Here is a 19,605-nt window from a genome sequence, read left to right as displayed (position 1 = left end):
GGCGTCTTGGTCTGTCATCGGCTGCGGCTAAGCTGACGCTCGATGCCTGCCGACACGCCCTCGCTCAGCCCCGCCGCACTCGCCCGTTGCGTCCCGTTCGTGGTTTTCATGGCCTTGCTGGCGCTGCGCGGCTACCTGCCCGTCGAGCTGGGCCTGGATGCGCGCTGGATCTACGGCGCCCAGACCCTCATCGTCGCGGGCCTGCTGGCCTGGTACTGGCGCGACTACGGCGAACTCGTGCGGCAAAACCTGCCCGACGCCCGCGAAACCGGCTGGGCCGTCGTCGTTGGCGTGGTCGTGTTCGCGATCTGGGTGCAACTGGACGCACCCTGGATGCAGCTGGGCACGGCCACGGCCAGCTTCGTGCCGCTGGACGCCGCCGGCCAGCCGATCTGGGCGCTGATCGCGCTGCGCCTGGCCGGCGCCGCGCTGGTCGTGCCCGTCATGGAAGAGCTGTTCTGGCGCAGCTTCCTGATGCGCTGGGTGCACCACCCCGGCTTCGAGCGCGTGGACCCGCAGCGCGTGGGCATCAAGGCCATCGTGCTGTCCACCTTCGTCTTCACGCTGGCCCACACGCTGTGGCTGGCCGCCGTCGTCGCCGGCCTGGCCTATGCCTGGCTATACAAGCGCAGCGGCAAGCTGTGGACGGCCGTCATCGCGCACGCGGTGACGAACGGGATGCTCGGCATCTGGGTGATCTGGACGGGGCGCTGGGAGTTCTGGTAACCCCCTTGAATCGCAGGGTCTGCGGTTCTAGGGAGAACCCTGAAATACCCCGCTCCGGCTTCCTACACTGCGCCCCGCCTCGAAGTCCGAGGCCGTCAGGTGCGAGACAGCGCCGGGACCATCACGCAGGGAGTGCCATGCTTCACCCGTTCCAGCGCCTGCTCGGCGCTTTCGCCAGCCTTTGCCTTGCCACCAGCCTGACCGCCAGTTTGAGCGGATGCGGCGGAGGTGGCGGCACGGCCGACACGCCCACGCCGCCGCCCATCGTCGCCACCGGCCAGATCACCGGCCAGGTGCTGGGCGCCACCGGCGCCAACCCTGTGGCCGGCGCGCGCATCACGGCCGGCGGCACCAGCACGACCAGCGATGCCCAAGGCCGCTTCACGCTGGGCGCGGTGCCCTTATCTGCCGCCGTGGTGCTGCGCATCCAGGCCGACGGCCATCTCGACGCCGTGCTGCCGCTGACCGTGCTGGCCAACCAGACGACCGCCATCACGCAACGGCTGACCGCCGCCGCCAGCGCCCAGACCTTCAGCGCCGCCGCACCCGGCACGGTGCGGGCCGCCAACTCGCTGGCCAGCGTGGACCTGCCGGCCGACGGCTTCGTCGTCGATGGTGGCACCACCGCCGCCACCGGCACGCTCAGTGCGCGCCTCACCGTCATCGACCCGGTGCGCGACCCCGCCGCGATGCCGGGCCGCTACGTCAGCACCACCGGCCGCGCCATTGAGAGCTTCGGCGCGCTCAGCGTGGACCTGCGCGACGCCGCGGGCAACAAGCTCAACCTGAAGGCCGGGGCCACCGCCACCGTGCGCATCCCGCTGGCGACGCGTTCGGGCACCGCGCCGGCCACCGTGCCGCTGTTCCACCTGAACGAAGCCACCGGCGAGTGGGTGCAGGAGGGCCAGGCCACGCTGAAGACCACGGCGCAAGGCAGCTACTACGAAGGCACCGTCAGCCACTTCAGCGTGTGGAACGCCGACCGGGAGATGGACACCATCTACGTGAACGGCTGCGTCAACGACGCCACCGGCAAGCCGGTCAGCATGGCGCTGGTCACGGCCACCGGTGTCGACTACTCCGGCAGCGCCTACGACCTGAGCGCCAGCACCGGCAAGTTCCGCGTCGCCATCCGCAAGAGCTCGCTGGCCGAGGTGGTGGCCACGTCCGCCAACCTGTCCAGCACGCCGCTCGTCGTCGGCCCGTCAGACACCGACATCACGCTGCCCACCTGCCTGGTGCTGGACGCCCCCGCCGTGCCCACGATCGCCATCGCTCCTGCCGACCGCACCGCGGTCGAGGGCCAGCAGGTCTATTTCAACGTCAGCGCCCGCGGCGGCGAGCTGCGCTACCAGTGGCAGCGCAACGGCGTGGACCTGGCCGGCGAGACGTTCAGCACGCTGAACCTCACCGCCCGCCTGGCTGACGACGGCGCGCGCTACACCTGCGTGGTCAGCAACGGCCTGGGCCGCGTCACCAGCGCGGCTGGCGTGCTGCACGTCAGTGCGGCCACGGTGCCGGTCATCGACGAGCAGCCGGTCAGCGCCAGCGCACTGGTGGGCGGCAACGTCACCTTCGTGGCCACCGCGCTGGGCAGCGGGCCGCTCAGCTACCAATGGCAGCGCAACGGCGTGGACATCGCCGGCGCCACCGCGCCGGCGTACACCACCCCGGCGCTGGTGCTGGCTGACCAGGGCACGCGCTACCGCCTGGTGGTGCGCAACGCCTACGGCAGCGTCACCAGCGCCGAGGCCACGCTGAGCGTCACCGCCGTCGTGCTGGCCGCGCCCAGCATCACGGTGCAGCCCACCGACGTCTCCCGCGCCGCAGGGCTGACGGCCACCTTCACCGTGCTCGCCAGTGGCAGCCCCACGCCCACCTACCAGTGGCTGAGGAACGGCACGGCCATCCCCGGCGCCACGTCGACCGTCTACATCACGCCCGCGCTGACCACCGCCGACAACGGCGCCAGCTACAGCGTGCGCATCACCAACAGCGAAGGCAGCGTGACGAGCGCCAGCGCCGTGCTGACGGTGCCGACCAACACGGGCGGCAGCGACGCCGACAAGGCCAACCTGATGCGCCTGCTGGGTACTGCCGGCGTGTGGCTGGAGGCCGTCGGTGCGCCGATGGAAGTCAGCGACGAGCAAGGCGTGGTGATCAGCAGCGCCGCGCTGTGCCGCAGCGGCAGCGTCAGCGCGACGCTGAACGGCGCCAATGTGGTGGTGGGCCAGACGCTGCCCGCCACCGGCGTGCTGGCCACGCGCTTCACCGACTGCATCGACGACGGCACCCGCTACAACGGCAGCGCCAGCGCAAACTACAACCTGACCAGCCTCAACAGCCCGATCAACGGCAGCATCACCGTCACGCTCGCCAACCTGCGCATGGCCGACATCGGCGGCAGCAGCGATGACACGGTGGACGGCGGCGCCAGCGTCGTGCTGGGCGGCAGCGTGGACAACGGCACGCTGACGCAGACGGTCATCGTCACGCCGACCGCCGGCACCCGCATCACCAACAACCTGCTGGGCTTGAGCGCCACGCTGTCGGGCGGCAGCCTGACCGTGGGCAGCGGCACCCGCGTCAGCGACGATCGCCTGCTGACGAGCCGCATCAGCTACACCGACTTCAGCTTCACCGTGGCCGGCACGCCCTATGTGACGAGTGGCAGCCTGGTGCTGGGCTTCAGCACCGTCGATGGCAGCCCCACCAGCGGCAGCGGCGAGATCCGGCTCTTCAGCAACGGCGCCACCGTGGGCCGGCTGTACTTCCTGAACGGCACGCTGCAGATCGAGGTCAACGGCACGGTGCAGCCGTTCTCGGCAGGCGGGCGGCGCTCGGCGTTGGCGAACGCGTCGCCGCCGCGGCGCGCTGGCCGCTGATCCGGCGCGACGGCCGGGTCAGCGCGACCGGCCGTTGTGCGTGCGCGCCAGGCCCAACCCCGGGCGTTCGAGGTCGCGAAACGCCTCGAACACCCACGACCGCAGGCCGATGACGACGCTGTAGGGTCGCTTGTCGGCGGACGGCAGCTTCTGGTCCAGCAGGTGCTGGCGCGCGAAGTCGTCGGCCGCGCGCTGCAGCCGCTCGGCCAGCTCGCGCGCATGGCCGGCGCCGAACTCGCCGTGCACCAGCGTCAGCAGCTCGCCCTCGCCGTCGAAGCCGCCAGCGAAGAAGTCCGCCATCACGCGCTCGCGGAAGAAGGTCATCACCGGCCCCTGCGCGCGCCAGCGCAGCGTCTTGGCCACCAGCAGCTTGTAGCGGTTGTGCGGCCGCAGCTCGATGACGCCCAGCCGGTCCAGCTGGGCCAGCGCCGCCACCGCCTCGGCCTCGCCGATGCGGTAGCGCGACAGCACGTCCTCCAGCGCCCAGTGGCTGAGGCAGCAGATGGCGACCAGCAGCAGCACGGGCGACGCGACGACGGCCTGCTCCTGCGCCAGGCTCAGCTCGCGCAGCTCGGGCGCCTGCGCCGCCAGGCGCGCGGCCAGCTCGGCGAAGTCCAGCTTCAGCACGCGGCAGACCTCGTCCACGCGCGACAGCGGCATCTCCCCGCCGGGCGCCAGCATGCGCTTCACGCTGGACTCCGACAGGTCCAGCTCCCGGGCCAGCTCGGCATAGCTCAGCCCCTGAGATTTCAGCTCGGCCTTGATCAAGGCCACCAGCGATTGCGTGCTCGACATGGGCGAGACGGTAGCGCAAGACAGGCCCGGGAGCGCGGCGGTGTCATGCCGTGCTACCGCCCGGCGCTCGCCATGCGCCTCGGAACTATTCCCGAGGCCGACTCCGCCGGCTTCACGCAAGATCGCGGCCATCGCAACATTCGCTCACACAACGACACCATGTCCCACTTCCCCACCGTCCGTCGCGACACCAGCGCCTGGCGCCTGCAGGTCTGGATCTCGTTTGCCATCAGCGTGCTGCTGTGCGCCTCGGGCCTGGCCTGGCTGCCGGGGCAGGACCTGGACCGCGCCTTCATGGTCATGGGCTATGTGTTCTGCCTGTCCACCGCGTTCGCGCTGGCCAAGTTCATCCGCGACAACCAGGCCCGCCCGGTCGACACGCCGATGTGGCGCGTGGTCGTGTGGGCCGGCTTCGCACTGGCCATGGGCCTGACCGGCTGGGGCCTGTGGCGCATGGAGATACAGCCCGTCTGGAAGGCCTACCTCGGCGTGTGCTGGCTGTACCTCATTTCAAACGTCTTCACGCTGGCCAAGATGCTGCGCGACGCGCACGAGGCCGACCTGATGGAAGCCCGCCTGCAGGGCCGCCGCGAGGCCGCGATGCAGCCGCAAGCCGAAACGCAGTAACCCCCGGGGAACCCACGATGAAACGCCTGCTTGTCCTCACCAGCCTGTCCCTGTCCCTCGCGCTGAGCCTGCCGGCCCAGGCCCACACCAGCCCGTCGGAGGCCAGCGCGGCCTTGTCGCTCGCCCCCGTCGTGCTGTCGGTCGGTGCGGTCAGCGCCACCGGCGTCGCGCTCAGCGCGCTGCCGGTGGGCATCCTGTCGGCCGGCGTCACGCTGGTGGTCGTCAGCGTCGAGGTGGTCGGCGGCGTGACGGTCTGGGTGCTGGAGCGCGCCTCGGACGGCGCCCGCATCAGCATCAAGGCCTCGGGCAAGCTGGCCGAGGGCGTCGTCGTGTCGACCGGCGCGGCCGTCACGGTGTCCGTCATCGGCGCCGGCACCCTCCTGTCCGTCGCCGGCGAGGTCATCGCCTTCATCCCCAACGAGATCGGCAAGGCGCTGCTCTACAACGAACAGGTGAGCCGTTGAGGCGGCCACTGGCCCTTGCGGCGCTCACGCTCGCCACGGCGGCCCATGCGGGCCGCACCTGCGAGGAGAAGCAACCCACGGTGCGGCAGATCGAGCAAGGCCTCCAGCTCGCCCAGGCCACGGCCCGGCAGCTCGACGCCAGCGGCGCGCAGGTCGTCGTGCTGGCCCGTGCGGGGCAGGACCTCTCCAAGTACGGCCTGCAGTGGTCGCACCTGGGCTTCGTCTACAAGGACACGACGCAGCAACCCACGGTCTGGCGCGTCATGCACAAGCTGAACCACTGCGGCACCGACCACGCCGCGCTGTACCGGCAAGGCCTGGGCGAGTTCTTCCTGGACCGCCCCCACCGCTACGACGCCGCCTTCGTCGTGCTGAAGCCCGAGCTGCAGCAGGCGCTGCTGCCCATCCTCACCGACAACGCCCGCGTCGCGCGCTTCAACGAGCGCCGCTACAGCATGGTGGCCTATGCCTTCGGCACCAAGTACCAGCAGAGCAACCAGTGGGTGCTGGAGACGCTGGCCGGCGCCGCCGCGCCCGGCGTCGTCAGCCGCCGCGCGGCCCAGGACTGGCTGCAGGCCCAGGGCTACCAGCCCACCGACCTGCACCTGTCCACGATGACCCGCCTGGGCGGCCGCATGACGCAAGCCAACATCGCCTTCGACGATCATCCGAGCGCGCGCCGCTTCAGCAGCCACATCGACACGGTCACCGTGGACTCGATGTTTGCCTGGCTGCCGCGCGCCGGCCTGTCCCAGTCACCCCAACTCGTCCAGCAATGAGCCAAGACCACCCGAATCAGTTCGCGCTGCTGGGCCAGCGCCGCTTCGCGCCCTTCTTCTGGACGCAGTTCCTCGGCGCCGCGAACGACAACGTCTTCAAGTTCGCGTTCACGCTGATGATCACCTACCAGCTGCAGCTGGACTGGCTGCCGCCCAGCCACGCGGGCCTGGTCATCGGCGCGCTGTTCATCCTGCCCTACGTGCTGTTCTCGGCCACCAGCGGCCAGCTCGCCGACAAGCACGACAAGGCGCGGCTGATGCAGCTGGTCAAGAGCCTGGAGATCGCCATCATGGCCATCGCAGGCTGGGGCTTCTACGCGGCGAACGTGCCGGCGCTGCTGGGCTGCGTGTTCCTGATGGGCCTGCATTCGACGTTGTTCGGCCCGGTCAAGTACGCCTACATGCCTCAGCAGTTGAGCGAGCGCGAGCTGACCGGCGGCAACGGCATGGTGGAGATGGGCACCTTCGTCGCCATCCTGCTGGGCCAGCTGGCCGGCGGCATCCTGGTCGACACGCCCGTCGTCGGGCCGCAGCATGTCGCCTGGGCCTGCATGGCGCTGGCCATCGCCGGCCGCGCGACCGCACAGGCGATTCCGGCGAGCCCGTCGACCGACCCCACGCTGGTCATCAACTGGAACCCCTTCACCGAGACCTGGCGCAACCTCAAGCTGGCGCACGAAGGCCTGGCCGTGTTCCGCTCGCTGCTGGGCATCTCGTGGATGTGGTTCTTCGGCGCCGTGTTCCTGAGCAACTTCCCGGCGTTTGCGAAAGAGGTGCTGCACGGCAGCCCGCAGGTCGCGTCGCTCTTGCTGGCGGTGTTCTCCATCGGCATCGGCATCGGCTCGCTGATGTGCGAGATGCTGTCCAAGCGCCATGTCGAGATCGGCCTGGTGCCGCTGGGCGCCATCGGCATGAGCGTGTTCGCCATCGACCTCTACTTCGCCGCGACCGGGCTGCCGGTCAGCGAGCCCTACACGGTGAGCGCCTTCCTCAGCGTGACCGCCCACTGGCGCGTGCTGGCCGACCTGACACTGCTGGCGCTGTTCGCCGGCCTGTACAGCGTGCCGATGTATGCGCTGATCCAGCTGCGCGCCCAGCCCACGCACCGGGCCCGCATCATCGCGGCCAACAACATCCTGAACGCGGTGTTCATGATCGCCAGCTCCGTCATCGCCGGCGCCATGCTGAGCGCGGGCCTGACCATCCCGCAGATCTTCCTGGCCGTGGGCATTGCCAACGCGGTGGTGGCCTTCTACATCTTCCTCATCGTGCCGGAGTACCTGCTGCGCTTCGTCGCCTTCGTGCTGACACGCCTGGTCTACCGCTTTCGCATCGTCCACGACGAGCGCATCCCCACCACCGGCCCGGCCGTGCTGGTCTGCAACCACGTGTCCTTCGTCGACGCCGTGCTCTTGATGGCCGCCAGCCCGCGCCCCATCCGCTTCCTGATGGACGCGCAGATCTTCCGCACGCCGGTGCTGGGCTGGATGTTCAAGCTGGCCAAGGCCATCCCCATCGCGCCGGCCAAGAGCGACCCGGCCACGTACGAGGCCGCCTTCACCGCCGCACGCGCCGTGCTGGCCGATGGCGAGATGGTCTGCATCTTCCCGGAGGGCGGCATCACGCGCGACGGCACGCTGCAACCGTTCAAGGGCGGCGTCATGAAGCTCATCGAAGGCATGCCCGACGTGCCCGTCATCCCGATGGCGCTGGGCAACCTGTGGGGCAGCTATTTCTCGCGCGTGGAGGGCGGCCAGGCGATGGTCAAGCCGATGCGGCGCGGGCTCTGGAGCCGGGTGTCCTTGCACGTCGGCGAGGCGGCGGCGCCGGCCACCGTGTCACCCGAGCATCTGCGAACGCAAGTGCAGGGACTTCTGGCAGGAGCGGCATCATGAGCGACACCGGGTCTTCCGTCGGGCGCGCCTTCGTCATCGGCGTGCTGTCCATCGCGACACTGGGTTTCGGCATGGCCGGCCTGTGTGGCGGCGTCTTCACGGCCGTCGCGCTGCCGGAGATGTTCTCGTCCAGCCACGAGAACTACTCCGGCGCGATGCTGGTCATCTCGGTGCCCAGCCTGCTGATCGGTGGCGGGCTGGCCTGGTGGTGCGGGCGCAAGGCGGCCCAGCTGTTCAAACGCGACGCTTGATCGCCGACGCCACCGCCGCCGCCTGGGCGCACAGCGCCTTCGCCTATGCCGGCATGACGTTGGGTGCTGCGCTGTGGCGGGCCACGCTGCGGCGTCAATCCACAAGCGGCGCGCTGGCGCCGGGCAACTTCGGCGTGCTGGTGGGCCTGCTGCTCGGCGCGGCCCTCGGCAACAAGCTGGTCTTTCTCATCGAGCGGCCGGATGTGGCGGCAGCGATCTGGCAGGCCGGCACGCTGGCCTGGCCCGGCCAGAGCATCGTCGGCGGCCTGCTGGGCGGGCTGATCGGCGTCGAGATCGCGAAGAAGCTGACCGGCCAGACGCGCAGCACCGGCGACGCGATGGTCTTGCCCATCGCCGTCGGGCTGGCCATCGGCCGCATCGGCTGCTTCCTCGCCGGCCTGCATGACGACACCTACGGCTTGGCGACGACGCTGCCGTGGGGTGTGGACTTCGGCGACGGCACAGCGCGCCACCCGACGCAGCTCTACGAGATCGCCGCCGTGCTGGCGCTGGGCGTCACGCTGCACCACGCCCGCATCGCCACACCCGGCCTGGCGTTCAAGCTGTTCCTAAGCGGCTACCTGCTGTGGCGCCTCGCCGTGGAGTTCCTCAAGCCCGTGCCGGTCGCGTATCCGCTGGGCCTGTCGGGCATCCAGTGGACGTGCCTCGTCGCGCTGGCCGTCTATCTGCCCCTCGTGGCGCGCGCCTGGCGCCCACCTCTGCTGGCCACGCCATGAACCGCAAGAACCGCCCTTACCTGTTCTACGACACGACGCAATCGGTCTGCACGACCTGCCTGCGCCCGTGCGAGGCCAAGATCGTCATCAAGGACGACATGGTCTACATGGACAAATGGTGTCCGGCCCACGGCACGGAGCGCGTGCTCGTCAGCGACGACGCGGCCTGGTACCGGCAATGCCGCGAGGTGTTCGTGAAGCCGCCCGAGATGCCGCAGCGCTTCGCGACGCCGATGAAGTACGGCTGCCCCTATGACTGCGGCCTGTGCCCCGACCACATGCAGCACAGCTGCCTGTCCATCGTCGAAATCAGCGACCACTGCAACCTGCGCTGCCCCACCTGCTACGCCGGCTCGGGGCCGGAGCGTCTGTCACACCGCACGATGGCCGAGGTCATCGCGATGCTGGACGCCGTCGTCGCCAGCGAGGGCGAGGCGGACGTCGTGCAGATCTCCGGCGGCGAGCCGACGCTGCACCCGCGGTTCTTCGACATCCTGGATGCCGCCAAAGCCCGGCCCATCAAGCACCTGATGGTCAACACCAACGGGCTGCGCATCGCCCAGGACGCGGCCTTTGCCGAGCGGCTGGCAGGTTATGCGCCGGGGCTGGAGGTCTACCTGCAGTTCGACTCACTGCGTCGCGAGGCGCTGATGAACCTGCGCGGCGCCGACCTGCGCGGCCCGCACGACGCAGCGCTGGCTCGGCTGGACGCTCTGGGCATCTCGACGACGCTGGTGATGACCGTCAAGCGCGGCGTCAACGACGACGAGATCGGCGACGTGATCCGCCATGCGCAAAGCCATGCCTGCGTGCGCGGCGTGACGCTGCAACCGATCCAGAACGCCGGCCGCGTGGAGGCTTACGACGCGGCGAAGCACCGCCTGACCGTCAGCGAGCTGCGCCGCCGCATTGCCGAGCAGAGCGGCGTGTTCACGCTGGCCGACGTGCTGCCCGTGCCCTGCAACCCCGACACGCTGGCGATGGCCTATGCGCTGCGCAGCCAAGACTCGGAAACGGGCCTGGTGCCGCTGACGCGCTATCTCGACGCCGCCACGCTGCTGTCCGGCGACCGCAGCACCATCGTCTTCGAGGGCGACCCGGCGCTGAAGGCCTCGGTCTTCAAGCTGTTCTCCACCAACCACTCGCCCGAGAGCCAGTCCAACTGCCTGTCCGAGCTGCTGTGCTGCCTGCCCAGGATTGACGCGCCGCAGCTCAGCTACCGCGACGTGTTCCGCGTGCTCATCGTGCAGTTCATGGACGCGCAGTCGCTGGACATCCGCGCGTTGAAGAAGAGCTGCATCCACATCGCGCAGGCGGATGGCCGCATGGTGCCGTTCGAGGCCTACAACCTGTTCTACCGCGACGAGCGCCAGGCCGAGTTGGCGGCCATCCGCGCCGAGATAGACGCGCAGCGCGAGCAGCGCCTGCGGGTCAGGCCGGCGGTGGTGCCGCTCGTCCGCGCCTGAACAACCGCTTCACGCGCAGCTTGACCGCGCGCGCCCAGCGCCAGGCGGCACTTGCGCGCACCCACGTGAGCAGTTCCGTCTTCCACGCCGTCCAGCGCGCATGCAGCCGCGCGAACCAGGGCAGCTGCATCAGCGCGGGCTGGATGAGCTGGAACAGCCAGGCCAGCAGCGCCGTGCCGATCAGCTTGGCCGCGACGATGACCGCCAGGCCCAGCGTCACGCGGCCCATCGACATCAGCCACAGCGCCAGCACCTTGACCGGCAGGATCAGAAGGCTGGGCAGCAGCAGCGCGACGAAGGCCCAGCGCGGCGGCAGCCGCTTCAGTAGGGCCTCCAGCTGGCGGATGACCGGCAGCCGCGCAAACAGCGCGAACACACGGCGCAGCGGCTCCCAGCCCCATTCCTCGAAGAGGATGAGCAGCGCGAAGACGACCCGGAAGAGCCAGCGCAGCGGGGCGAGAAGATGCTTGAGCATGAAGCTCAGAGTTTGACGCGGCAGCGCAGCCCCGCCGGCAACTCGCCCTTCGCGTTGTCGATCTCGGCGACGATGCCAAACGTCCCGGCCGCCGCATCGACGACCCGGTCCACCGTGCGCACCCGCGCCTGGATGGCGTGGCCGAACGGCGCCTCGGGGGTCACGCTGACCATCTGCCCGGGCCTGACCTGCGTGAAGGCCTTGACCGGCAGCAGCGCCTGCACCTTCAGCGGATGGGTCTGCGCGATCTTCAGCACGGGCTTCTTGGTGTCGCTGCTGTCCATCAGCGCGCCGGGGTAGAGGTACTGGTCGACGACGACGCCACTGAACGGCGCCAGGATCTGGCGGCGGCGCAACTGGTCAACGGCCTGGCGGTGGTCGAGGCGGGCAATCTGGTTGTTCTCCGTGGCCGTCTTCAACTCGGCCTCAGCCAACTTGAGTTCGGCCTGCGCATCTTCAACCGCCTGGGCGGAAACAAATTCTTCCTTGAGCAGGTCTTGCAGCCGGCGCGCCTTCTCGCGCAGCGCGCCGACCTTGGCATTCGCCAGCTGCGCCTGGCCCTGGGCGTCGGCGCGCGCCTTGGCCGAGTCCGCCGCGCTGGCCTCCACGCTGCTCTCGATGCTGACCAGCACCTGGCCCTGGCGGATGGCCTCGCCACGGCGCGCATGCACGCGCTCCAGGATGCCCACGACAGGGCTGCGGATCTCCACCGTCTGGGCGGGTTCGATCATGCAGTCGTAGTCCTGCGCGGCGACGGGCAGGCTGAGCAGGGCGAGAAGGAGGGTCGGTTTCATGTCGTGGTGCCGGCGATGCCAATGATGCGGTGTAACTCGCGATCCTGGCGGAGGGTCTGTTTGCGCATCTGCCAGGCGCGGCGTTCGGCGTCGCGCTGGGCCAGGCGCACGGCGAGCCTGAGGCACCGGCCGCGTGCCAGCGCGGCGCGCAGCGGGGCGGGCAGCGTCTTGAAGATCGCGTCGTCCGCCGCCACCAGCGCGCGCACCGTGCCCGGCTGGCCCTGGCGGCCGCTGCGGCCGAACAGCTGGCGGTCCACGCGCGGGGACTCGTGGTACTCGGTCAGGATGACGTGCAGCCCGCCCGCGGCGAGTGCAGTCGCATCGGGCTTGATGTCGGTGCCGCGGCCGGCCATGTTGGTGGCGACCGTGATGCGGCCCGCCGCGCCGGCGCGCGCCACGATGGCGGCCTCCTCGGCGTCCTGCCGCGCGTTCAGCACGACGGCCTCGACGCCGCGCTCCGCAAACACCGCCGCCACCGCCTCGCTGGCCTCGACGCTGCGCGTGCCCACCAGCACGGCCTGGCCACGCGCGGCGGCGGCGATGGCGTCGTCGGCCACCGCCTGCCACTTGACGGCGGCGTTTGCATGGCAGGCCGCCGACAGCTCGCACCGCTGGATGGGCTTGTTCGTCGGCAGCCGGCGCACGCGCAGCCGGTAGGTGGCCCACAGCTCGGTCGCGGCCTCGGCGGCCGTGCCGGTCAGGCCGGCCAGCAGGTAGTAGCGCCGGAAGAAGCGCTGGAAGGTCATGCGCGCCAGCGTGTCGCGGCCGGCGGTCAGCTTCACGCCTTCCTTGGCCTCGATGAGCTGGTGCAGGCCTTGCTCCCAGCTGCGGTCCGCCATCACGCGGCCGGTGCTCTCGTCGACGATCTGCACCTTCAGGCCCTCTTCCTCTTTGTCGCCGGGCGCCAGGATGTAGTGCTGGTCGCGCTCGTAGAAGTGCAGCGCCGTCAACGCCTGGCGCAGCAGCTGCTCGCGCCAGGGCCGCGCGCGCCAGACCGGGCGAACGCCGTCGGGCAGGGCCGGGCAGGCCTCCAGCGCGCCGGGCTTGAGCTCGATCTCGCGGTTTGCCAGGCGCAGCGAGAAATGCTCGCCCTCGCGCAGACCGCGCGCCGCTTGAATCGCCCAGGTGAGCAGCGCGGGCTCGTGGATGCCCTCGGACTCCTGCGAAATGATCATCGGCGTGCGCGCCTCGTCGATGAGCACGCTGTCGGCCTCGTCGACGATGGCGAAGTGCAGCGCCGGAATCAGCGGCTCGGGCGCGTCGCCACGCACGAAGCCGCGCAGGCCAGCGACGCGGCCCGGCAGCAGCCCGTGGCCGGCGAGGCGGTCCTTCAGGTAGTCGAATACCAGCTCCTTGCCGCTGGCGTAGCAGACCGAGTGCCGGTAGGCCGCGCGGCGCTCGTCGGGCTCCATGCCGCCCTTGACGAAGCCGCCCGTCAAGCCGAAGAACTCGAACAGCGGCCGCATCTCCTCGCAGTCGCGCTCGGCCAGGTAGTCGTTGGTGCTGACGACATGCACGCGCGCGCCGCTGGCGGCCATGACGGTGGCGGCCAGCGCGGCGACCAGCGTCTTGCCTTCGCCGGTGCGCATCTCTGCCAGCCGCCCGGTGATGAGGATGCGTGCGCCGGCAAACTGCACCGGGTGCGGCCACAGGCCCAGCGAGCGGCGCGCGGCCTCGCCGACGCTGCCGAGGGCCCGTGCGAGGGCCGCTGCGTCACCGGCGTTGGCGCGCAAGGCAGCCATCGCCGACTGCAGCTGTTGAACGATGTCGCCATCGCCGACGTCGCGCAACGGCGCGATGGCGGCATTCAGTGCGTCGACACTCGCCGCGGATTCACTGCGCACCGGCAACCAGCCCGGCAGGTCGCGCAGCCAGCGCTCCAGCTTCTGGTCGCCCTCGCCGCCGCGCTCGTCGCGCAGCGTGTCGGCGCGGCGGAACTCGGCGCCAGCCAGGGCCTTGAGCCAGCGCAGGTCGGCGGCGATGGCGGCGCTAGACATTGAGACGGGCCAGGAAGGCCTGGCGCAAGCGCAGCAGCCACTGCGCCGCCAGCGGCGTCGGGCCCAGGTCGAAGCGCACCCAGACCTTGTCGCCAAACACCGCGCTGGGCGAAGGCCCGTCCAGCTGCAGCTCGATGTCGAAGACGCGGCGCAGGCTGTGCTTGCCGCCCTCCTTGGACGGGTCCACGCCGATCTCGCCCCCGGCCGTGGAGCCCAGCGCCGGCGACACCAGCTCGAAGCCGCCGCCCGGCACCTCCCGGCGCACGTGCGCGTCCAGCATCGCATGCGGCGTCTGCACCAGCCGCACCTGCACCGACTGCACGCGATGCTTGACCATGTCCGCATCCTCCTGCGTGACGGCCACGCGCACGCGGTCCGTCGGGCCGGCGACGAGGTAACCCAGCAGCTCGCCGCGCTTGACGGCGCGACCGGTCAGCTCGGTCGGCGCGTCAGGCACCCAGCGCCCGGCGGTGGTGGCCATCACGTCCAGCGCGGCGACGCGGGCGCGCGCCTCGTCATAACGCGACTGCCGGGCGGCCAGCTCGCTGCGCAGTGCAATGGCCTTGGGCGGCTCCGCCACCTCGGCGCGGCGCAGGCTGGCCTCGGTCTGCGCCAGCGCCGCGGCGGCCTGCGTCAGCTCGGCCTGCAGCGGCAGGTTGTCGATCTTCAGCAGCGGCGCGCCACGCGCGACCGCGCTGCCCGAGGCCGCCTGCACGGCGCTGATCTGGCCGGGCGCCTCGGCGCGCACCAGTGCCTCGTCGGGCAGCCAGATGACGCCCTGATGCACCGAGTAGAACGGCAGCGGCACCAGGCCCAGGAAGGCCAGCACGCCGGCCAGCAACAGCAGCGCGCGTCGCTTGGCCGGTTCGCGGCGGCGCGCCAGCGAGCCGCCTTCATTGAGATGCTTCCAGGCCTTCCAGACAGGCATCACCAGCGCCTGCCAACCGGCCATGACGGCCATGATGGCGCCGATCAGCAGGTACTCGCTGGCGACGAACCAGATCAGGCCGACGGTGATCAGCAAGCGATAGACCGGCGCGATCGCGCCGTAGAGACCGAGGATCAGCCGCTCGCCGCGCGACGAGGCCATGGGCGGCTCCGCGTCCTTGGCGCCGAACAGGAAGCGGTCGCTCAAATAGACCCAGTAGTTCTGCGCGCGCTGCGCAAGGTTGGGCAGCTCCAGCAGGTCGGTGGCGATGAAGTAGCCGTCGTAGCGCATCAGCGGGTTGCCGTTGACGAGGATGGTGGACACGCCGGCGATCAGGATGACGTTGTAGGCAATCGCGGTCAGCAGCCCGGGTTCCGCCGCCAGCCACACGTAGACGGCGACGGCGCCCAGCGCCAGTTCGGCCAAGATGCCCGCCGCCGCGACCTGGGCCCGTGCCCATTTGGACGGGAAGGCATAGGACGACGTCGCGTCCACGTAGGGCACGGGCGTGAAGATGATGAACAGCAGGCCGATCTCGCGCACCGTGCCGCCCCGCGCCTTCACGGCCAGGCCGTGCGCCCATTCATGGATGGCCTTGACGACCGGGTAGACGAACCACAACAGCACCAGGTTGCTGGCCGACAGCACGCGGTCCGACAGGTTCTCGGTCAGCTCATGCCAATGCTGCGCGCCCAGCACCGCGGCGGGCGCGACGAGTGCCAGCCACAGCAACGCGACGGGCAGGCTGAACAGCGCGCGCGCCAGGCCCGCCTGCTTGTCGAACCACGCGTCGGGGTGGAACAGCGGCAGGCGCAGGCTCATCAGGTTCAGCCAGTTCTGCTTGAACTTGGCCTTGCGCTGGCGCTCGAAACGCTCGAACACCTCGCCGGCGTCGGGCGACACCTGGGTCTGCAGCAAGTCGTTGGAATGCAGCGACGACACCAGCTGCACCAGCTCATGCTGCGAGATGCTGGCACCGTCGTCGCTGGCGGCGGCGCAGGCGGCGTCCCAGACCTGGTCCAGCGTGCGGCGGCCGTCGCACAGCGACAGCACGCGCCAGACCTCCGGCGTCATGCGATGGAAGCGCTGGCTGACCGGGTCGGACAGCAGCACCCAGGAGCGGCCACGCAGACGGCGGTGCAGCGGCTCGACGCCGTCCCTGAGCCTGGGCCTCAGGTGGCGAAGCGCGTGCCAGTGTTCGGAGAGGAGTGCTTGCATCAGGCGCCGCTCCGTCGTTCAGGCGCGGCAAGCCGGCGCGTCGGCGGCCGATCCACACGGCGCGCGTAGAACGGTTCGCCCTTGCAGTCGATGGACTCGGTGTTGAACCCCAGCACCAGCCGCTCGGTGACCCGGATCCGCTGCCCCCCGAGCTCGATCAGAAACACGATCCGATCCTCGGTGCCATCGGGCGTGCCGTCATTCGCTTCGTACCGGAACCCCGGGCCGGCGTCGCGGTCGATGTCACCGGTGGCCGTCACCACGCCGGTCTTCGGCGGCTCCAGCACGATGACTTTCGCGTGCTTCAGCGGCAGACGGATCCTCGCCTTCGGCGAAGAACGCAGGAGCGCATATCCCGGCGCCACAAAAGAAATGGCAGGCAGCGATTGCGTCTCGACGGGGCTGCACTTTTCATACGACTCGTCGAAGACCTGAGCGGACGATGGGCCTTGCGGGGACGCAACAGCCTGCAGCGTGAGGCCGCCGAGCAGGCCTGCCATCCAGTGCCGTTTCATATCCAGTACTGCCAGAGCTTCAGACGCAGCCAATCGATGGACTCGCGCGTCCAGATCGTCAGCAGGTTGGACGTGCCGACCACCACCTTGGCCACGCCCTGCATGCCGGGGCTCAGGCGCGGCACGTCGCCGACCCACGCCGCCTCGGCGCGGAAGCCATTGGTGCCGTCCTGAACGCTGGCCGTGGCCGTCACGCGGCTCAGCTCGAAGTCGTGGCCGTCCTGCGGCTGGCCCGCCAGGCGCAGCACGCCACGCTGGCCGTTGCGCACGCGGGCGATGTCCCGCTCGGGCACATGCAGCACGACGCGATAACCCTCGGATGCGATCTCGAACATCTCCTTGCCGAGCTCGGCCGGTGCGCCCAGCTGCTGCACCCAGTCGCCGCTGACGATGAGGCCGTCGATGGGCGCCACCAGCTGCGCGCGCGCCAGCTTGGCCTCCACCAGCGCCAACTGGCCCTCGGCGCCCTGCAACTCGGCGCTGGCCAGCGCCACGCTGGCGGCCTCGCGGTCGGCCATGGCCTGCCGCAGCTTGCCGGCGGCCTGGTCGCGCTCGCCGCGCAGCTTGGCCTGCTCCAGCTTCAGGTCGCGATCGTCCAGCTTTAGCAAGACCTGGCCCTGGCGGACGCGGTCGCCCGGCCGCACCAGCGCCTCGGCGATGAAGCCCTCGAACGGCGCCGTGACGAGCTGGCGCGTGCGACCCTCGATGACGGTGTGCGCCGTGACGCGGTCGTCCACCGGCACCAGCAGCAGCACGGCCAGCACGAGGACCACGGCCACGGTGCCGGCCTTCCAGGCCCAGTGCCCCGGCCCGCGCAGCTTGGCCGCGACGCGGCGCAGCGCGCGCCAGGTCTGCACGGGCAGTGGCAGTTCGGCGGCATGCCAATGGCGCAGCAGCGGCTCGGCCAGCGCGGCGCTGGTGCGCAGTACCTGTTGCGCGGCGGGCGTCGTGGCGCCTTGTGCGACGAGCACAGCCGCGACTTCGCCCTGGTCCAGCAGCGGCAGCGCCCACGCGCCACCTTCGCTGAGCTCGCGGCCTTCGACAAAGGCGCGCTGCGCGATCTCGGTGGCCGCCTGAACGGCCGGGCTACCGGTCTCGGCATGGGCCACGTCTGCCGCCACCCACCAATGCGCGCGCTCGTGACGCACCTCAAAGAGCGCCAGTCGCAGGTCGGCTTCGGGCGGCAGCTCGCGCCGCGCCCAGGCAGCCGTGCGGTTGACCCAGTCCTGCGCCGCGGCACGGGATTCCTTTTGCGAGGCCACATGGCCCATCAACTCCAGCAGCTCGGCCGCGCGCTGGTTGTGCGCGAGGCTGGCGGCGGACAGCGTCAGCTGCAGCCAGCCCAGCGACAGCAGCAGCAGCTGCAGGCTGCGGTCGTTGTGCGGAGGCTGAAGCAGCGCGCCGACGATGCCCGGCTGGCCGCTGGGCAACGCGAGGTGCGTGCCCACCAGCAGCTCACCCGTGGCCACGCGGCTCAGCGCGACGGGGCTGTCACGCGTGACGCGCACGCGTGCCTCGGCCCAGGCCTCGGCGACGTCCTCACGCTCGAACGGCGCGCGCCAGGCCGCGTCGGCCGAGTACAGCGCCACGCCCTGGCAGGCCAGGCCGGCGGCATGCAGCCGCTGCAGCCACATCGCCAGCGCGGGCGCCAGCTCGGCCGCCTGCGGCGTGGCCGAAGGCGGCGGCAGAACGACCTCGTGGTCGCTCATGAACCGCTCCGGTCGCGCGCGCGACCCATCTCGCTGGGTCGGTGCTCGACGAGTTGCACATCCAGCGCCTGCCAGTCCGCCTCGCCGAGCGCGCCGGACAGTGCGCGCAACCTGAAATAGCTCGCCCAGGCGTCGTGGCGCGCGCGCGAGAGGTCACGGCGCGCCTCGAAGAGCTTGCCCTGGGCTTCCAGCACGTCGGCGTTGGTCTTGATCCCGACCTCGAAGCCGCGCTGGTTGGCGCGCACCGACAGTGCCTGCGATCGCTCGGCCGTGCCCAGCGCCCTGGCCTGCGACAGCGCCGACAGCGTCGAGACAAAGGCCTGGCGCACGCCGATGACCAGCGTGCGGCGCGCCAGGTCCAGCTCGCCGGCCGCCTTGTCGCGCAGCGCCAGCGTCTCGGCCACCTTGGACTGCGTCGCGCCGCTGGCGAACAGCGGGATGGTCAGCGTCGCACCAACGGCCGACGAGCTGCCGCGGCGCGGGAAGATGCTGGTCACCGTGCCGGTGTCGTTGGAGCGCGTGTAGTTGTAATTGATGTCCACCGTCGGCGCATGCGCCAGCGAGGCCTTGCGGGTCTCGGCCTCAGCGGCCTCCACGGCCAGGCGGGCCTGGCGCAGCGATGGGCTCTCGGCCTCAGCGCGGGACAGCCAGTCCAGCACGCTGTTGGCCTGCAGCGGCGGCAGCGCCTCGGGCGCGACAGCGCGCACCAGCAGGGCCGGCGTCGGGCCCGCGGCCACCTCGGCCAGCACCTGCTGGCGCAGGTCCAGCTCCGCCTCGGCGGCAAGCACCTGGGCCACGGCGTTGTCCACGCGTGCCTCGGCCTCGCGCACTTCGGGCGCCGCCGCGCGGCCGACCTGGAAGCCGCGACGCGCCGCGGCGAGCTGCTCGCCCTGCGCCTCGCGCAGCGCCGTCGCATGGGCCAGCACGTCACGCGCCTTGAAGACCTCCAGCACCGCTTCGGCCAGCCGCTGCTGGGCCTCCATCCGGGCCTGGGTCAGTGCGCTATCGGCTTGCTCCAGCTGGCTGCGCGCGGCCTGCATGGCCGGGTACAGCGCGCCGCGCCACAACGGCTGGCTGACCTGCACGACGTACTGGTCGGACTTGAACGGCCGCATCTCGCCGGACGGCGCTTCGCGATAGCGCGTATCGGTGGTCGTGGCCGTGAGATTGGCCGTCGGGCCATAGGCGGCCCTGGCCTGGAACAACCGCTCCTCGGCCGCACGCAGCGACGCGCCGGAAGCACGCACGGCCGGGTCAGCATCCAGCGCGCGGGAGGCCAGCTCGGGCAGCGTCTGGGCAGCGGCCGGCAGGGCGAGAAGCAGCGGAAGGAGTCGGATCACGGGA

Annotated in this window: 17 protein-coding genes; 9 read left to right on the top strand and 8 right to left on the bottom strand. The window is 70.7% G+C overall.

What is annotated here, in order from left to right:
• Positions 1-42: 42 nt before the first annotated feature.
• Complete coding sequence (locus AC1D29_RS16185) at positions 43-726, top strand: CAAX prenyl protease-related protein (protein WP_477899165.1); 684 nt, start codon at positions 43-45, stop codon at positions 724-726.
• Positions 727-863: 137 nt separating this feature from the next.
• Positions 864-3,611 (top strand): immunoglobulin domain-containing protein, encoded by a 2,748-nt coding sequence (locus AC1D29_RS16180; RefSeq protein ID WP_477899163.1) that lies wholly within the window; start codon positions 864-866, stop codon positions 3,609-3,611.
• 18 nt (positions 3,612-3,629) lie between these two features.
• Here AC1D29_RS16180 and AC1D29_RS16175 read toward each other — a convergent pair whose 3' ends face one another.
• On the bottom strand, positions 3,630-4,406 hold the full coding sequence (locus AC1D29_RS16175) for a helix-turn-helix domain-containing protein (protein ID WP_477899162.1): 777 nt from the start codon (positions 4,404-4,406) through the stop codon (positions 3,630-3,632).
• A 159-nt stretch (positions 4,407-4,565) separates the two neighbouring features.
• Here AC1D29_RS16175 and AC1D29_RS16170 point away from each other — a divergent pair, with 159 nt between their 5' ends.
• From AC1D29_RS16170 to AC1D29_RS16140, 7 genes are read left to right on the top strand one after another with little or no spacing between them, the layout of a single operon-like run.
• The gene (locus AC1D29_RS16170; protein ID WP_477899160.1) at positions 4,566-5,033 is read left to right on the top strand and encodes a YiaA/YiaB family inner membrane protein; all 468 of its coding nucleotides are present in this window, start codon (positions 4,566-4,568) and stop codon (positions 5,031-5,033) included.
• Positions 5,034-5,050: 17 nt separating this feature from the next.
• Entirely contained in the window at positions 5,051-5,497 is a 447-nt protein-coding gene (locus tag AC1D29_RS16165; protein WP_477899158.1) for a hypothetical protein, read from the top strand.
• A complete protein-coding gene (locus AC1D29_RS16160; RefSeq protein WP_477899156.1) occupies positions 5,494-6,276 on the top strand; it encodes a DUF2145 domain-containing protein in 783 nt (260 codons plus the stop codon). Before AC1D29_RS16165 ends, AC1D29_RS16160 begins: the two co-directional genes overlap by 4 nt.
• Entirely contained in the window at positions 6,273-8,171 is a 1,899-nt protein-coding gene (locus tag AC1D29_RS16155; protein WP_477899154.1) for an MFS transporter, read from the top strand. The genes AC1D29_RS16160 and AC1D29_RS16155 overlap by 4 nt, the downstream gene beginning before the upstream one ends.
• Positions 8,168-8,422, top strand: a complete 255-nt coding sequence (locus AC1D29_RS16150) for a hypothetical protein (protein ID WP_477899152.1) — start codon at positions 8,168-8,170, stop codon at positions 8,420-8,422. Before AC1D29_RS16155 ends, AC1D29_RS16150 begins: the two co-directional genes overlap by 4 nt.
• The gene (locus AC1D29_RS16145; protein ID WP_477899150.1) at positions 8,419-9,159 is read left to right on the top strand and encodes a prolipoprotein diacylglyceryl transferase; all 741 of its coding nucleotides are present in this window, start codon (positions 8,419-8,421) and stop codon (positions 9,157-9,159) included. The genes AC1D29_RS16150 and AC1D29_RS16145 overlap by 4 nt, the downstream gene beginning before the upstream one ends.
• Positions 9,156-10,625 carry a radical SAM protein gene (locus tag AC1D29_RS16140; RefSeq protein WP_477899148.1) on the top strand — a complete coding sequence of 490 codons (1,470 nt, stop codon included), beginning with the start codon at positions 9,156-9,158 and terminating at the stop codon, positions 10,623-10,625. Before AC1D29_RS16145 ends, AC1D29_RS16140 begins: the two co-directional genes overlap by 4 nt.
• On the opposite strand, the gene AC1D29_RS16135 is transcribed toward AC1D29_RS16140, so the two are convergent.
• Genes AC1D29_RS16135 through AC1D29_RS16105 form a run of 7 tightly spaced genes read right to left on the bottom strand, consistent with a single transcriptional unit; the run spans position 10,591 to position 19,601 of the window.
• Complete coding sequence (locus AC1D29_RS16135; RefSeq protein ID WP_477899146.1) at positions 10,591-11,100, bottom strand: hypothetical protein; 510 nt, start codon at positions 11,098-11,100, stop codon at positions 10,591-10,593. The two genes, AC1D29_RS16140 and AC1D29_RS16135, sit on opposite strands and share 35 nt — an antisense overlap.
• Before the next feature lie 5 nt (positions 11,101-11,105).
• Positions 11,106-11,894: an efflux RND transporter periplasmic adaptor subunit gene (locus AC1D29_RS16130; RefSeq protein ID WP_477899144.1), complete on the bottom strand. Its 789-nt coding sequence runs from the start codon at positions 11,892-11,894 to the stop codon at positions 11,106-11,108.
• Positions 11,891-13,891 carry a preprotein translocase subunit SecA gene (locus AC1D29_RS16125; RefSeq protein WP_477899142.1) on the bottom strand — a complete coding sequence of 667 codons (2,001 nt, stop codon included), beginning with the start codon at positions 13,889-13,891 and terminating at the stop codon, positions 11,891-11,893. The genes AC1D29_RS16130 and AC1D29_RS16125 overlap by 4 nt, the downstream gene beginning before the upstream one ends.
• Positions 13,884-16,037 carry a hypothetical protein gene (locus AC1D29_RS16120; protein ID WP_477899140.1) on the bottom strand — a complete coding sequence of 718 codons (2,154 nt, stop codon included), beginning with the start codon at positions 16,035-16,037 and terminating at the stop codon, positions 13,884-13,886. The genes AC1D29_RS16125 and AC1D29_RS16120 overlap by 8 nt, the downstream gene beginning before the upstream one ends.
• Positions 16,037-16,537: a hypothetical protein gene (locus AC1D29_RS16115; RefSeq protein ID WP_477899138.1), complete on the bottom strand. Its 501-nt coding sequence runs from the start codon at positions 16,535-16,537 to the stop codon at positions 16,037-16,039. Before AC1D29_RS16115 ends, AC1D29_RS16120 begins: the two co-directional genes overlap by 1 nt.
• An 11-nt stretch (positions 16,538-16,548) precedes the next feature.
• Positions 16,549-18,261, bottom strand: coding sequence for a hypothetical protein (locus AC1D29_RS16110; protein ID WP_477899136.1), 1,713 nt, complete (start codon positions 18,259-18,261; stop codon positions 16,549-16,551).
• Positions 18,258-19,601 carry a TolC family protein gene (locus AC1D29_RS16105; RefSeq protein ID WP_477899134.1) on the bottom strand — a complete coding sequence of 448 codons (1,344 nt, stop codon included), beginning with the start codon at positions 19,599-19,601 and terminating at the stop codon, positions 18,258-18,260. Before AC1D29_RS16105 ends, AC1D29_RS16110 begins: the two co-directional genes overlap by 4 nt.
• Positions 19,602-19,605: the final 4 nt, after the last annotated feature.

The sequence above is a fragment of the Roseateles sp. P1_C6 genome (assembly GCF_056406315.1).
This window is presented reverse-complemented; position numbering and strand designations above follow the sequence as displayed.

Coding starts and splice junctions, on each gene's coding strand:
- AC1D29_RS16185 (WP_477899165.1), top strand. CDS start 43: ATGCCTGCCGACACGCCCTCGCTCAGCCCCGCCGCACTCGCCCGTTGC.
- AC1D29_RS16180 (WP_477899163.1), top strand. CDS start 864: ATGCTTCACCCGTTCCAGCGCCTGCTCGGCGCTTTCGCCAGCCTTTGC.
- AC1D29_RS16175 (WP_477899162.1), bottom strand. CDS start 4,406: ATGTCGAGCACGCAATCGCTGGTGGCCTTGATCAAGGCCGAGCTGAAA.
- AC1D29_RS16170 (WP_477899160.1), top strand. CDS start 4,566: ATGTCCCACTTCCCCACCGTCCGTCGCGACACCAGCGCCTGGCGCCTG.
- AC1D29_RS16165 (WP_477899158.1), top strand. CDS start 5,051: ATGAAACGCCTGCTTGTCCTCACCAGCCTGTCCCTGTCCCTCGCGCTG.
- AC1D29_RS16155 (WP_477899154.1), top strand. CDS start 6,273: ATGAGCCAAGACCACCCGAATCAGTTCGCGCTGCTGGGCCAGCGCCGC.
- AC1D29_RS16150 (WP_477899152.1), top strand. CDS start 8,168: ATGAGCGACACCGGGTCTTCCGTCGGGCGCGCCTTCGTCATCGGCGTG.
- AC1D29_RS16140 (WP_477899148.1), top strand. CDS start 9,156: ATGAACCGCAAGAACCGCCCTTACCTGTTCTACGACACGACGCAATCG.
- AC1D29_RS16135 (WP_477899146.1), bottom strand. CDS start 11,100: ATGCTCAAGCATCTTCTCGCCCCGCTGCGCTGGCTCTTCCGGGTCGTC.
- AC1D29_RS16130 (WP_477899144.1), bottom strand. CDS start 11,894: ATGAAACCGACCCTCCTTCTCGCCCTGCTCAGCCTGCCCGTCGCCGCG.
- AC1D29_RS16125 (WP_477899142.1), bottom strand. CDS start 13,891: ATGTCTAGCGCCGCCATCGCCGCCGACCTGCGCTGGCTCAAGGCCCTG.
- AC1D29_RS16120 (WP_477899140.1), bottom strand. CDS start 16,037: ATGCAAGCACTCCTCTCCGAACACTGGCACGCGCTTCGCCACCTGAGG.
- AC1D29_RS16115 (WP_477899138.1), bottom strand. CDS start 16,537: ATGGCAGGCCTGCTCGGCGGCCTCACGCTGCAGGCTGTTGCGTCCCCG.
- AC1D29_RS16110 (WP_477899136.1), bottom strand. CDS start 18,261: ATGAGCGACCACGAGGTCGTTCTGCCGCCGCCTTCGGCCACGCCGCAG.